General features: G+C 55.5%; 12 protein-coding genes. 8 read left to right on the top strand and 4 right to left on the bottom strand.

What is annotated here, in order from left to right; all coding sequences use genetic code 11:
- Positions 1 to 38: 38 nt before the first annotated feature.
- Together FIV00_RS20815 and FIV00_RS20810 are read left to right on the top strand one after the other, a co-directional pair.
- Entirely contained in the window at positions 39 to 563 is a 525-nt protein-coding gene (locus FIV00_RS20815; RefSeq protein ID WP_152502555.1) for a TRAP transporter small permease, read from the top strand.
- Entirely contained in the window at positions 560 to 1,840 is a 1,281-nt protein-coding gene (locus tag FIV00_RS20810) for a TRAP transporter large permease (RefSeq protein WP_152502554.1), read from the top strand. Before FIV00_RS20815 ends, FIV00_RS20810 begins: the two co-directional genes overlap by 4 nt.
- Positions 1,841 to 2,018: 178 nt before the next feature.
- On the opposite strand, the gene FIV00_RS20805 is transcribed toward FIV00_RS20810, so the two are convergent.
- The 4 genes from FIV00_RS20805 to FIV00_RS20790 all read right to left on the bottom strand — a co-directional run bounded on the left by FIV00_RS20805 (position 2,019) and on the right by FIV00_RS20790 (position 7,186).
- On the bottom strand, positions 2,019 to 3,974 hold the full coding sequence (locus tag FIV00_RS20805) for a tripartite tricarboxylate transporter permease (protein ID WP_152502553.1): 1,956 nt from the start codon (positions 3,972 to 3,974) through the stop codon (positions 2,019 to 2,021).
- A 74-nt stretch (positions 3,975 to 4,048) separates the two neighbouring features.
- Positions 4,049 to 4,999, bottom strand: a complete 951-nt coding sequence (locus tag FIV00_RS20800; protein WP_209006640.1) for a tripartite tricarboxylate transporter substrate binding protein — start codon at positions 4,997 to 4,999, stop codon at positions 4,049 to 4,051.
- An 82-nt stretch (positions 5,000 to 5,081) separates the two neighbouring features.
- A complete protein-coding gene (locus FIV00_RS20795; protein WP_152504360.1) occupies positions 5,082 to 6,014 on the bottom strand; it encodes a hydroxyacid dehydrogenase in 933 nt (310 codons plus the stop codon).
- A gap of 185 nt (positions 6,015 to 6,199) precedes the next feature.
- Positions 6,200 to 7,186, bottom strand: coding sequence for an ester cyclase (locus FIV00_RS20790; RefSeq protein WP_152502552.1), 987 nt, complete (start codon positions 7,184 to 7,186; stop codon positions 6,200 to 6,202).
- 149 nt (positions 7,187 to 7,335) lie between these two features.
- Between FIV00_RS20790 and FIV00_RS20785 the strand changes: the two genes are divergently transcribed.
- The 6 genes from FIV00_RS20785 (at position 7,336) to FIV00_RS20760 (ending at position 13,230) form a co-directional block, all read left to right on the top strand.
- Entirely contained in the window at positions 7,336 to 8,391 is a 1,056-nt protein-coding gene (locus tag FIV00_RS20785) for an ABC transporter ATP-binding protein (RefSeq protein ID WP_152502551.1), read from the top strand.
- A gap of 72 nt (positions 8,392 to 8,463) precedes the next feature.
- Entirely contained in the window at positions 8,464 to 9,699 is a 1,236-nt protein-coding gene (locus FIV00_RS20780) for an ABC transporter substrate-binding protein (RefSeq protein WP_152502550.1), read from the top strand.
- 73 nt (positions 9,700 to 9,772) lie between these two features.
- The gene (locus tag FIV00_RS20775) at positions 9,773 to 10,798 is read left to right on the top strand and encodes a carbohydrate ABC transporter permease (protein WP_152502549.1); all 1,026 of its coding nucleotides are present in this window, start codon (positions 9,773 to 9,775) and stop codon (positions 10,796 to 10,798) included.
- A 3-nt stretch (positions 10,799 to 10,801) separates the two neighbouring features.
- A complete protein-coding gene (locus FIV00_RS20770; protein ID WP_152502548.1) occupies positions 10,802 to 11,683 on the top strand; it encodes a carbohydrate ABC transporter permease in 882 nt (293 codons plus the stop codon).
- Positions 11,684 to 11,695: 12 nt separating this feature from the next.
- Positions 11,696 to 12,697, top strand: a complete 1,002-nt coding sequence (locus tag FIV00_RS20765; RefSeq protein ID WP_152502547.1) for a hypothetical protein — start codon at positions 11,696 to 11,698, stop codon at positions 12,695 to 12,697.
- Positions 12,694 to 13,230, top strand: coding sequence for an ester cyclase (locus tag FIV00_RS20760; RefSeq protein WP_152502546.1), 537 nt, complete (start codon positions 12,694 to 12,696; stop codon positions 13,228 to 13,230). The genes FIV00_RS20765 and FIV00_RS20760 overlap by 4 nt, the downstream gene beginning before the upstream one ends.
- Positions 13,231 to 13,235 lie beyond the last annotated feature (5 nt).

Raw genomic sequence — 13,235 nt, 5'->3', positions numbered from 1 at the left:
CCCCAACCGGGGCAAACCAACTGGCGAAAGGACGGTACATGGCTGTGGACCCGGCAAGCATTGAAAAGCTGCTAAAAGAACAGGAAGTGGAACAGGCAAAAGCGACCGAAGGAAACCGGCTGTCCATAACCGACTATGTGCTTCTGGCGATTTTCCTGACGCTTTTCGTCGTCGTATTCCTGCAGTTTTTCACCCGCTATGTTCTCAACGACTCCATCGCTTGGACCGAGGAGGCTGCACGTTATCTGCTCATCATCCTCGGATTTGCGGGAGCCTTTAAGTGCCAACAGCTCGATCTTCACATCAGGCTGGAATTTGTAGACCACTGGCTGCCCAGACAAGCAAAGTATCTTAAGTTCTTTGCATTGATTGCCACGACGGTGTTCTTTGCATTCTGCGGCTATTCCTTGCTGGAACTGATCGAGAAAACGAGTTTTCAGCACATGGTGTCGCTCCCGTTCCCCAAATACTACCTCTATTACGTGCTCTTGGCGGCAATCGTCGCCGTCGTCTGCCTCCAGCTGGTGCAGTTGACGAAGGCTTTTCGGACACTCCTCAAATGACAATCTTCCTTTTGTTTGCAAGCCTCTTTGCGCTGATGCTGTTGCGCGTACCGATAGCCGTCGCTCTCGGACTGTCTTCGCTGGGCTACATTCTGATTGAGGGGCTGCCTGCTGTTGTCCTGCCGCACAACATGATTGGGGGTATGGACAGTTTCCCGCTTCTGGCTGTTCCATTTTTCATTCTCGCCGGCGCTTTGATGAACTCGGCCGGTATCACCTCACGCATATTCGATTTCGCGCGTTCCATTGTCGGATGGATGCATGGCGGCCTTGGTCATGTGAACATTGGCGCGAGTATCATTTTTGCCGGTATGTCTGGCGCCGCCGTCGCAGATGCCGGCGGGCTTGGTGCAATCGAAATACGGGCGATGCGGGACTCCGGTTACGATGACGACTTTTCCGTTGGTGTTACGGCAGCTTCGTCGACAATAGGCCCGATTATTCCTCCGTCGCTTCCGCTTGTGATCTTTGGCGTAATGGCGTCCGTCTCAATCGGCGAATTGTTTGTTGCAGGCATCGTACCCGGGCTGTTGATGGCGTTGTCGCTGATGGTCATGGTCTGGTTCTATTCGCGTCGGCGCAACTACCCGAGGGACACCGAATTTCGCATGGGGAATGTCTGGAACACCTTCAAACGCGCCTTTTTGCCCTTAATGACACCGGTCATTATCGTCGGCGGCATCGTTTCTGGAGCCTTCACACCAACGGAAGCTGCGGTTTGCGCGGCTGCCTATGCCATGTGCCTCGGGCTGTTCGTGTACGGGACACTTAATGCCAAGCGTCTGGCCACGGCTGCGATGGAAACGATCGAAATGACGGCGTCCATCCTCCTCATTGTCGGCGCGGCAAGCGTGTTCGCCTGGATCCTGACCTCCAATCAGGCCGCGGCCCTCTTCGCAAAAGGGCTGTTGTCGCTGACCGAAAACAAATATCTGATCCTGCTGTTGATCACTCTGGTGGTCCTGGTTGTGGGCCTGTTCATGGAAACGATTGCGGCGATTTCCATTCTGGTTCCGGTTCTGTTGCCCGTGACACAGCAAATTGGCGTCGATCCTGTACACCTGGGCATCATCGTCATTTTGAACCTGATGATCGGACTTTTGACGCCGCCCGTCGGTATGGTGCTTTTTGTCCTCTCGAAGGTTTCGAACGTGCCATTTGAAAGATGCGTCAAAGCAACGGTGCCGTTCCTGGTGCCATTGGTAGGCGTCTTGCTCCTCCTGACCTTCGTGCCCTCGCTGACACTCTATTTGCCGGAGGTTCTTTACCGGCAATAGTGCCTTCGCGTATCAGCGCGAAGGCACGTGTAGAGCGCAAAAGTATTGTGAGGGAACGAGACCACGTTCCGGCGTGCAGGTTGTCCCGGCTGCGACATGGCGCTGTTTGAACACAGTCTATTCTAACAGTTGAGACAATGGTCAAATAAGCCTTCTTGGTCTCACAAGAAGAGGCAAATTACGGCAAAGGCACTGACAAGACTTCGCTGAAGAGCAGGGTGCATGCGGCGATTACTCCCGTGACACTCAGGATCAGGATCGTCCAACTCTTCGCCGAGTATTTGTCATGCTGTGCAATGACTGTCAGAACCAGGCCAAGGAGCGCTGCCGCAATTCCAAACCCGAGGATGGGAAAGAGAAACACTGCGCCGAGCATGGCGATGGGCAACGCCCAAATTCGGATCCACGAACCTTCCACAGCGAACTCGGTCACGTGCCTTGTTAGCGCAAGCCGAAGAAGAGCAAGACAAACAAACGCTGTCATTGCCATTGCGATCGTGCGAGGGAACACAGCAGCTTCAGGATTGAGATGCGCCGACTGCTGAAGAGCCAGCAGCGCGATCCCGCCAGCGATCAGAAGAGCAATCAGGTCGCGCATGATCGCGGGTCTTGCTGCGCGCTCGCGATCATGTCCAGGTGTCTCCTCGCGTCGAGAGACGATTTGCTTCAGGCGCGGCAGGAACGGGTAGAAAAACGTAAGCAATGTCAGCGCAATGATCGCCATGGACAAGGGACGCCCAAAGAACTGCCCCCAGAGATTGCCGATTGCGTCGCCAATCGTCCAGCTTTGAACGAACCCCTGTTCCGCGATGCGGCCGAGGATCAGGCCAAGTACGATGGGTGAAACGGAAAACCCGCGCTTGCCTGCAACCCAGCCGACCACGCCAAGCACGATCATGATCGCAATGTCCGACAGGCTGTTGCGGATTGCGAATGTGCCAATCACTGTCATGAAGGCAACCACCGGAACGAGGGCAGCTTTCGGTGCCCGCACAATAGCGCCATAGGCAAAGCGGCCGATCATCAATCCGACAGGCAGCATCAGAACCGTCGCCAGCAAGAGGCCAAAGATAAAGGTGTAAACGATGCTGGCACCGTCAGCGAAAAGGCTGGGGCCTGTGCGCACTCCCTGAACCAGCAATGCACCGAGGATAACCGCGTCGGGTGGTGTACCTGGAATGCCGAGCACCAGGGTTGGAATGAAGCCGCCTCCGACTGTGGCGTTGTTTGCAGATTCTGTTGCGACAATCCCGCCAGGGTTGCCCTCGCCATAAGGTGGTTTGCCTTTGTTCGTGCGCCTTGCTTCGGAGTAGGCAACCAGACCTGCAATCGATCCACCAGCGCCTGGCAGCGCGCCTACCATGGTGCCGACCACGGAACTGCGAATGACGTTGACCTTGTTCTTGATCAGAAGCCGAAATGCTTCCGGAAGCCGAAAGCCGCGGGTCTGCTCCGGTGCCTTCAGATGCCGGTCCGGGGTGGCGACGAGATCAATCAGAACGGGGATACAATAAAGGCCGATCAGGGCGGAAACAGTCTCGACACCACCTAAAAGCACATTTGACCCGAAGGTGAAGCGGACCTCCGCGCTTGTCTCGGAAATTCCAATCATTGCAAGAAGCAGCCCGAAGCATGCGCCGATCACGCCTTTCAGAAAATCGCCTGTAGACAGCGCAGCAATGAGCGAAAGTCCGAAGATGGCAAGCCAGAAGTATTCCACCGGGCCAAAAGCCAGGGCTGCCTCGGCAAGCGGTGGCGCAAGCAACAAGAGCGCTAGGGCGCCGACAAGCCCTCCGATGACCGACGAGATACAGGCGACCGACACCGCCAGGTCTCCATCACCGCGTTTGGCCATCGGATAGCCGTCGAAGGTTGTCGCGATTGCCGATGGTGTGCCGGGTGTATTCAGCAAAATGGCGGCATATGCGCCGCCATAAATTGCTCCGGTGTAAATCGCCCCCATGAGAATAAGCGCGCTGTCCGGCGACATTGTAAATGTTAGCGGAACCAGAACCGCAACGGCCATTGTCGCTGTTAAACCGGGAATGGAGCCGATGATTGTACCTGCTGCCACACCCAACAGGGCGAGCAGCAGATTTAGCGGTGACAGCGCACCGACAACAAACTCGAGCATCGATTCCTCCTGGGAGAGACGGGCGCGTCAGGGACGTGAAGAAGGAGGCGCGAGGTGCGCCTCCTTCAGCAGTGTCACTCGATGATACCCGCTGACCGCGCAGCATTCAGATAGCCATCGGCCTTTTCTGAAATAAAGGCGTCCATATCGGCGCCATAGCCCACGTCCACGAGCGCAAAGCCGCCATCGAGCATTTGCTTCTGGAATTCAGGATCGGCGTTGATGGCCTTGATCGCGTCAGAGACTTGCGTCCGCACCTCTTCCGATGCGGAGTTAGGCACCGCAATGCCGCGATACGCACCCGACACCATGTCAAAACCAAGTTCACGGAAGGTGGGAACGTCAGGAAACGCCGGATGGCGATCTTCCATGGCGACCGCAAGCACACGTACTTTGTCACCTTGTGCAGCGCCGACAGTCGTATAGCCCCAGGCTGCTTTTACCTGGTTGCCCAAAAGAGCCGTAACAGAAGCGCCCGTACCCTTGAACGAGACATAAGTGCTTTCGATGCCCGCCATTTCGTCGAACTGGACTTGTGCCAGGTGATTTGCCGTGCCTTTGCCTGAACCGGAGAAAATGACCTGCTTCGGATTGGCCTTGGCATCATCGATGAGATCTTGAAGCGTCTTGTAGGGACTGTCTGCCGTTACCACGATGGCGTCGGGCGTGTAGTGAAACATGTAAACCGCAGCCAGATCATCAGTCTTGAAACCGACATCGCCTTGTTCCGGCTTGATGATGATGTGGGGAAGGTTGATCCCCATGATGACCGAACCGTCGCCCGCCATGTTGTTCAGCTGCGACCAACCCACGGCACCGCCACCGCCCGGCTGATAGTTTACCACCATCTGTTCGCCAAAGAGCTTCTCGAAAAAGGGTTGCTGAAAACGTGCCGTAATGTCGGATTCACCGCCCGGACCGAATGGAATGATATAGTCTACGCTGCCCTTCGGAAAATCCTCAGCAGACGCAACGCTGGCGAATGCGGTTAGTGTCAGCGCCATTAAGGTCGACTTCAACTTCATGTGTATCTCCTCCCATTTGAAATGCTTATTCTTGATTGTTTTTTTGATCTTAGGCATTTTCCGCAGGGTTCGTCACGTGTTTTTACTTAGAAAATCTTCTAGCCTCAGAATTCCTCCCGGTTAAAACTTGAAGGACATTTTCAACGGTCACTTGGCTCACTCGGATATTTGCCTGTTGCGTGACGCCCGCGATATGCGGCGTCAGAATGAGATTTGGGCATGTTTTGAAGATGGCCGCCGCGTTCGCGTCGAGTGGCTCATCTGAGAAAACGTCGAGGGCTGCACCTGCCAGTTGGCCTTGCTTCAAGGCAGAGGCGAGAGCAGGCTCTTCAACGATTCCACCCCGTGCCGTGTTGATCAGAAGCGCACCGGTTTTCATCCTCGCGAGCGCGTCTGCTCCGAGCAATCCCGCCGTGGATTGTGTGAGCGGGACATGCAGGGAAAGGATGTCTGAAATTGCGAGAAGTTCATCCAGATCGCAAGAGTGCACATTTGCCCGGGCCGGATCCGCTTCGGGCAGAAAAGGGTCGAAAGCGGCGATTTTCATGCCAAGCGCACGTGCGGCCTGCGAGACCGCCTGTGCAATCGCTCCAAACCCCAGAAGGCCGAGGGTGAGCCCGTGAATTTCGCTGCCGGTGCCAAGTGTGCTCCGTGGCCAATCACCGGTCAGAATATCGGGGCTTGATGAAAAGACACCCCGCCTCAGAACCAGCATAGTTCCGATGACATACTCCACGACCGACTGTGTGTTGGCCCCTGTCGCGGGTTTGACGCTGACGTCTTTCTCCGCGCAAGCTTCAAGGTCGATATTCTCCAATCCGACCCCCAGGCGGCCAACGACGCGAAGGTCTGGTGCAGCGCTCAGGAGAGCCAGATCAACCTGTGTTCGATTTCGCACAATCAACGCATCTGCTTGTGCAAGCTCCTTGTGCAGGCGTCCGGTATCGTCAACCAATGTCGGATCATAACAAACGTCAAATTCCGGGCCGAATGCTTCAAGAGATGGCTCGTGCATGAACTCTGATATGACGACTTTTTCTGCCAACGAAGCCCCTCCCTCGAGTGCTAGCAACCGCGTGGTCTGCGCCGATCCTGCCGACCAAGGGCAACCATAGCAACGTAGGCTGATGTCCCGGCTGCAGTCTACATCGGCGAGGCACTTAAGCGCCTACGCGCATTTCGGCTTGTCGAAAGCGTGTTTCAGCCGGACTGTTCTGCGATCAAGTCCCGGCCCATTTGCTGAAACAGATCCAGGTAGTCCAGCAACACCCAGTTTTCCATGATCTTTCCATCGGCACAGCGGTAGAAATCCATGACGCGAAGGGTGAGGGACTTGCCGGAAGCCGCTTCCCCCAGATAATCGCCTGCATGCGTCATCGTCATGGAAGGCCACCCGCTGACTGCTGCATAGTTGCCATTGCCGATCCGGCAATAGTGATCGCCACCCACCCGGTCTGGAAAAGCGGTCAGGAAAGACGCGCGATGGTCTTTTTCGAAGCCGCTCCAACGGTAATTGGAACCGATGCCGCCGGGCCCGTACCAGAGCATGTCGTCATGCCAGTAACCGTCATCGCCGGTCTGGCCCTTTGATGTGAAGGTTTTTGGGTCGAACGCCTTGAGATCAGCCAGCATTGCCTCGCAAAGATCAAGTGTCTTTTCCCCGTCAGCCTGTTCAGTTGGCAAAACACCGTCGTGAGTGGCCGGACCGGGAAACAGCATCTCCGTGCCAAGCATTTTCGGTAGAGGCAAGCCACCCGATTGACGCATCAGGTCCAGGAGGTCGATGATTATCTTGGCTTCCGAAATCCGTCCGTCGGGTTCCACGCGGTAAAACTCTCCTGCACGCAGAAAAGCAAGATGGCCTGATGGTTTGACGCCGAAAAGCGGCTCTTCGAAATTTCCGACATAGTGGGCTACGCTCGCCAGCCAGTGCCCTCCGGGCGCACGCCTGTTCGGGCCTCCGATGAAGATTTCGTCGCGGCGGCGAACGTCTTTCAGTGCGTTTGCCAGCGGATCGAAGAAACCGGCGATAACGGCATCGCGGCCTTGAAGGCGATTGACCGGATAGGCGACGTCAAAGACAACATCCTCTGCCAGATGACGGTCAAACAGGTCTTTTGCCTGAGAAGCTGAGACTGTGTGAACCTCACTCAGAAATTGATGCGGGGTTTTCCGAAAATCGGGCATTTCCAAACCTTTAAGATGAAGAGCTGAACGTGTCTTGATATCATTTTTGCATTCGTATGCAAAAAATCATTGCCAAAGAATGATAAGTGTGTCTACTTATTTTGCATAGGAATGCAAAATGAGCTTGCGGACGGTTCGGGAGGGGCGCTGTGGCTGAGATTCAGCTTAAAAACGTGTCAAAACGTTGGGGTGCCTTTGTCGGCGTCGACAACTTCAACTTGACGATCGCAGATCGTGAATTTCTCGTACTTCTGGGACCCTCCGGATGCGGCAAGACCACAACGATGCGCATGATCGCAGGTCTTGAGGACGCCACGGACGGCGAGATTGCTATTGGTGACCGGGTGGTCAACAATCTCGAGCCTAAGGACAGGGATATCGCCATGGTCTTCCAGTCCTATGGCCTCTATCCGAACATGAATGTTTATGACAACATTCGCTTTCCGCTGAAGGTGCGCAAAGTCGACCCCTCGACCCATGATGAAAGGGTCATGCGCGCTGCCGACATGGTTGAACTTCGCGAGTTTTTGCACCGAAAGCCTGCGGAATTGTCAGGTGGTCAGCGTCAGCGCGTTGCGCTTGCCCGCGCCATTGTGCGCGAGCCGAACGTCTTCCTAATGGACGAGCCGCTCTCCAACCTTGATGCGAAGTTGCGAGTCTCCACACGGGCGCAGATCAAGAACCTGCAGCACGAGCTTCAGGTCACTACGATCTATGTGACACACGATCAGATCGAAGCAATGACGCTTGCTGATCGTGTTGTTGTGATGCAGCGCGGTATCATTCAGCAGGTCGGGACTCCAACCGATATCTATGACAAGCCGGCCAACACATTCGTTGCGGGCTTTATCGGTTCCCCAGCTATGAACCTTATGAACGGCACCCTAAAGGGCGGCACATTTACCGGCGAGCATGTCGAAATCGCCGGATTGAGCGGCCCGGACGGACCGGTGACCCTCGGATTTCGTGCCGAAGATGCAGCCGTTGCTCAGTCCAGTGCCGAAGCGGAGATCAATGCACCGGTCTACACGATGGAGCTTCTCGGCGATGCCACGATGATCACGGTCAAGGCGGGAGGCGCACTGGTCTCCGTGAAGGCGAGCAAAGACTATCGAATAGAGATTGATGAGACCGTCGGTCTGCATATCCCGCCAGAGATCTGTCACCTATTTCATCACGAGACAGGCGCGCGTCTCGACGCCTAAAGCCTGTCCATACCCGGCATAGCCGGTTTCCAGAGATGCGTCATAGGCGCAAGGAATAGCAGGAGGACAAACATGCTTGTAAAAAGACTATTGTTGGCAGGTGCCATGTCGGTAATGGCGACCGCAGCATATGCTGAGTGCGGCGTCGAAAACGGCCGGGTCAGCATCATCGGCAACGAATTTCCGGCAATTCAAACCGTTGGGGCGGGCGCTCAGGAATGCGCTTCGGACACGGTTGAAGTCAAATCGAACCTCACGGCTGACCATCAGAAGCTCAATGTTGCTGGCATGAGCGGAGATCCGGCCGAATACACCACAGCGATCATCGCCAACTCCTCCATCGTTGCCTTGATGAACGAGGATCTGATCCGCCCGCTCGACGATCTTGTGGCCAAGCATGGCGATGGCTTGAGCAAGAACCAGCTGATCACAATTGATGGCAAGGTCATGGCGGTTGCTTTCATGGCCAACGCGCAACACCTGGTTTACCGAAAGGACATCCTGGAGGAGCTTGGGGTCGAGCCGCCGAAAACCTATGAGGACATGCTCGGCATCGCGCAGATGATCCGCGACAAGGGCATCATGGAAAATCCAGTTGGCGGTGCCTATGCTGCGGGCTGGAACCTTGCGCAGGAATTCAACAACATGTTCCTGGGCTTTGGCGGTGAGTTCTTCAAGCCGGGTACTGCAGAGCCGAACGTCAATTCCGAAGCCGGTATCAAGGCTCTGGAAATGATGAAAGCGCTCAGCGAATACATGAATCCGGATTTTCTGACCCACGATTCAAACGCCACAAATGCCGAGTACCGCGCCGGCAATGTTGCGTTGATGAACATGTGGGGATCGCGTGCAGCCACTTTGACAACGGCTGACGGTGTGCCTCAGGACGTCGTTGACGGGTTTGCCATTTCCGGTCCGATGACCGTGGGCGGTGGTTCAACACCTGCTTCGACACTTTGGTGGGACGGCTGGACCGTTGCAAAGAACATTTCCGACGAAGATGCGGAAGCGACTTTCGTTGCAATGAAAAATGCGATCGATCCGTCCATTCTCAAAGACGACGATGTTGCGATCCAGGCCGTCTGGCTGATCGACGGTTATGAGCCGACACCGGCAGCAACTGGCGTCTTCGATGCTGCCAACAAGGGCACGATCCCATATCCGACATTTCCCTACATGGGGCTGATGCACACAGCGCTTGGTGCTGAGTTGACAGATTTCATGCAGGGCAAGGAAAGCGCTGAACAGGCGCTCAAGGATGTGGAAGCCGCTTATACAGCTGCTGCCAAGGAAAAGGGCTTCCTTTAATCGGAACCGCCCGGAGTGCGTCCAACTGGACGCATTCCATTTTCTCCAATCAACCAGATGATCGGGCAACGGTATGAAACACAGGACCTTCTTTTGGTTTTTTCTACCGACAGCACTCGCAATGCTGATCTTCATTGCGGCGCCTATAGGGTCGGTCGTGATCCAGTCGCTGTTCGTACCTCATGAGGCCGTGCTGGTTGAAACGGAAAACTGCGGCCCCTTTGGCTGTACCAAAAGCGTGGTGATCGACCAGGAGGCGACGGCGCAATTGCGTGAGGCCGAACCGCTTGGCCGATTTGCCGGACTTGGGATCTATCTGGACCGAGGACACCTGGCAGTTGCTGAAGTGAGCGAGGCCTGGACCACAAGCCAGAGCATCGGTGAGTTCTTCAGTGATGTCGGCGACCTTCCCTTCTATAGGGCAATGGCTTTCACGCTGGCTTACACGTTTGTCGTGACACCGGCGCTCATAGCCCTCGGATTTGTGATCGCGCTTGCAGTAAATTCGCTGAACCGAAGAATACGCGGTTTCGTTATTTTCTTCTCGCTTCTGCCGATGATCGTGACCCCGCTGATCGGTTCACTGACCCTTTATTGGATGATCGACAGCCGCGGCATCATAGGTGAATTCATTCAATATGTTGCGGGCAGTCCGGACCTGTCGCTGAAGGCCTCGACACCATTGATGTGGATCGCGCTGATGGTGTACGGCATTTGGCATTCGGCACCATTTGCTTTCGTTGTTTTTTACGCCGGATTGCAAACCGTGCCGCAGGACACGCTGGAAAGCGCGCAGATTGATGGCGCAACACGCTGGCAGCAGACCAGATATGTTGTGCTCCCGCATCTGACGCCGCTCGTGACATTTGTGGCTCTTATTCAGCTCATGGACAATTTCCGCGTGTTTGAGCCGATCATCGGTTTCAATGCCTCCGCTCATGCAACGTCGCTGTCTTGGATCATTTTCAACGATCTGAGCGGAGAGACAAATCAGCTGTCAGCGGCTGCGACCACATCCGTTCTGACGATTATCGGGGTGGCCATTTTGCTGTCGCCGGTTCTTGTGCGCACTTGGCGCGACTTCAAAGGGAAGGCTTGAGCCATGAGTTCATCTGCCAGGCAGGCACCGGTTTCCCTGAAGGTTGCCTCGACCTTATTCATCGTATTCTGGCTTCTGCTAGCTGCGTTTCCGTTCTTCTGGACGCTATGGGGGTCGTTCAAGGTCGAACTCGACTTCTTTTCAATCGCCGACTGGACCAATGCGATCACAGGCAAGCTGACGGAAGAAACGCACGGGTCGGCCTTTACCGGGGCAGGGTACTACGGTGCCTGGGTGCAGGAAGAGTTTTGGCGCGCTGCGCTGAATACAGGCATTGTCTGCCTCTTTGTTGTCGTCACCTCGTTAACGATTGGCACTCTTGGTGGATACGCGCTCAGCCGCTCTAACTACAATTATGTCTTCTGGCTCCTGATTGCCGCGCTGATTTTCCGCGCCATGCCTCAAATCACGCTGGTTTCCGGGTATCTGCCGCCTTTCTTTGCCTGGAACCTTTGGGGATACCTGCCGACGGCGATCATCGTGCTTGTGGCGATAAACCAGCCGTTCACTTTGTGGATGCTGCACTCGTTCTTCAAGAAGATCCCGATCGATCTCGACGAAAGCGCCAAAGTTGACGGATGCACCCAGTTTCAGGCCTTTCGCTATGTCATCATTCCGGTGATGTGGCCCGGCGTCATCACGACCGGTTTGTTCAGCTTCCTGCTCGCCTACAATGATTTTGCCGTCACCACGATGCTGCTGAACGAGCAGAACCGGACCATGGTGCCGAAAATCGCGGCGTTTCTCGGAACGACCTACACCGAAGGCAACGTCATGTTTGCAGTCGCGGCTGTCGTGTCGGCCACAGCACCATTGTTCCTGCTCGTGATGCTGTTCCAGCGCCAGATTGTCTCCGGACTGACCGCCGGTGCGGTGAAAGGCTGATCGGTGAACCAGGTGTCTCCCATACCGGCAAACAAGGCTGCCCTGAAGACGTATGTGGACGCCTACCGGTTGGAACGTGCCGGTGGCACAGCGGCCGCAGCGCGCCGCTTTTTCGCCGGTGACGCGGTTATCAATCTTGTGCATCCCTTTGATGCGATTATCGGTCCGGACAGCTATATCGACCAGTTCCTGGAGCCACTTACTCAAGCTTTGAGCGGACTTGGGCGGTCAGACTATATCGCCTTTGGCGGCAGCTTTGAGGAGGCAAGCTGGGTCACTTCGACAGGTTACTATTTTGGGAATTTCACATCGCCCTGGCTTGGCATCAGGCCCACAGGAACGCTGGCGTATCTCCGCTTTGGCGAGTTCCACCGAATGGAAGAAGGGCGCGCTGTCGAGAGCTACATCTATCTCGATATTCCCGAGCTGATGATTGCGGCCAGTCAGTGGCCAATTGCCGTTTCACCAGGCGCGACCCGCGGCTATACGGGGTATTTGCCTGGTCCGGTGACCCAGGACGGTCTGCAGTGGCACCACAATGATCCGGCGGTAAGCGCGGTCTCCCTGAAGATGGTCACACACATGCTGCGCAAGCTCGCGACCAAGGACGAACAGTGGCGCCCGTACTGGCATGAAAACATGCTCTGGTATGGCCCCGCCGCCTTTGGCAGTTTTGCGGGACTGGAGAGCTTCGCCGGGTTCCAGGTGCCATTCGAAAACACATTCAGCGAGTGGATCGGAGGAGCCGTTGAAGGCAGCCGTACCCGGCATTTCACGCGATTTGGTGACGGTAATTATGTCTGTTCAGGCGGATGGCCATCGCTGAATGCGGTTCAGGCGAAGCCGTTTTTGGGGCAACCGTCCAAAGGGGATCGTCTCTATATGCGCGTGTGCGACTGGTGGCGACGTGAGGGAGACAAGTTGATGGAGAACTGGGTCTTTGTCGATGTGCCACATGTGCTTTTGCAAATGGGTTTTGATGTTTTTGACGAAATGAACAGAGGCCGAACATGAAGGGATCTCGTCCAGAACAGGCTGTTTTGAGCCGTGATACGGATATGAGCAAAACCGATGAGACGAAACGTGTCATCGAGACAATGGTCGATGGCCTCAATGACCACCGGATCGCCGACATTGGAGAATTCTTTTCTGAAGGGTTCCGTTGGCTCGGCAACACCGGCTGCGGCACGAAAACCGGACTCAAGGAATTTCAGGACAATTGGCAAAAGCCGTTTCAGGCGGCCTTTTCGGAAAAGATTTGCGTTGATGAAGCGCGTCTTTACATGGGCGAGTGGGCGGCTGCATTCGGGAGGCAGGAAGCGACACATTCAGGTGCGTTCATGGGCATCGAGCCGACCGGCAAAAGGATCCAAATCCGCTACATGGACTTCTGGAAAGTCGTTGATGGCAAGATTGTCGACAACTGGGTCATGGTGGATTTTCCGCATGTTCTGGCTCAGCTCGGAAGAGACGTCTTCAATGGGGAAGGGTGGGAGGCCTTCGACCGTGGCGACCGTCAACCTCCTGTTCCTGGCAAGGCGGCCTAGCCGGG

The sequence above is a fragment of the Labrenzia sp. THAF82 genome (genome assembly GCF_009363435.1).
Classification (GTDB): Bacteria; Pseudomonadota; Alphaproteobacteria; order Rhizobiales; family Stappiaceae; genus Roseibium; species Roseibium porphyridii.
Note: the sequence above shows the minus strand (reverse complement) of the source record. Positions and strands in the feature narration are given on the sequence as shown.

What these genes read in the sequence shown, in the direction of transcription:
- FIV00_RS20815 (WP_152502555.1), top strand. Translation starts at nt 39, where the DNA reads ATGGCTGTGGACCCGGCAAGCATTGAAAAGCTGCTAAAAGAACAGGAA.
- FIV00_RS20810 (WP_152502554.1), top strand. Translation starts at nt 560, where the DNA reads ATGACAATCTTCCTTTTGTTTGCAAGCCTCTTTGCGCTGATGCTGTTG.
- FIV00_RS20805 (WP_152502553.1), bottom strand. Translation starts at nt 3,974, where the DNA reads ATGCTCGAGTTTGTTGTCGGTGCGCTGTCACCGCTAAATCTGCTGCTC.
- FIV00_RS20800 (WP_209006640.1), bottom strand. Translation starts at nt 4,999, where the DNA reads ATGAAGTTGAAGTCGACCTTAATGGCGCTGACACTAACCGCATTCGCC.
- FIV00_RS20795 (WP_152504360.1), bottom strand. Translation starts at nt 6,014, where the DNA reads ATGCACGAGCCATCTCTTGAAGCATTCGGCCCGGAATTTGACGTTTGT.
- FIV00_RS20790 (WP_152502552.1), bottom strand. Translation starts at nt 7,186, where the DNA reads ATGCCCGATTTTCGGAAAACCCCGCATCAATTTCTGAGTGAGGTTCAC.
- FIV00_RS20780 (WP_152502550.1), top strand. Translation starts at nt 8,464, where the DNA reads ATGCTTGTAAAAAGACTATTGTTGGCAGGTGCCATGTCGGTAATGGCG.
- FIV00_RS20775 (WP_152502549.1), top strand. Translation starts at nt 9,773, where the DNA reads ATGAAACACAGGACCTTCTTTTGGTTTTTTCTACCGACAGCACTCGCA.
- FIV00_RS20770 (WP_152502548.1), top strand. Translation starts at nt 10,802, where the DNA reads ATGAGTTCATCTGCCAGGCAGGCACCGGTTTCCCTGAAGGTTGCCTCG.
- FIV00_RS20760 (WP_152502546.1), top strand. Translation starts at nt 12,694, where the DNA reads ATGAAGGGATCTCGTCCAGAACAGGCTGTTTTGAGCCGTGATACGGAT.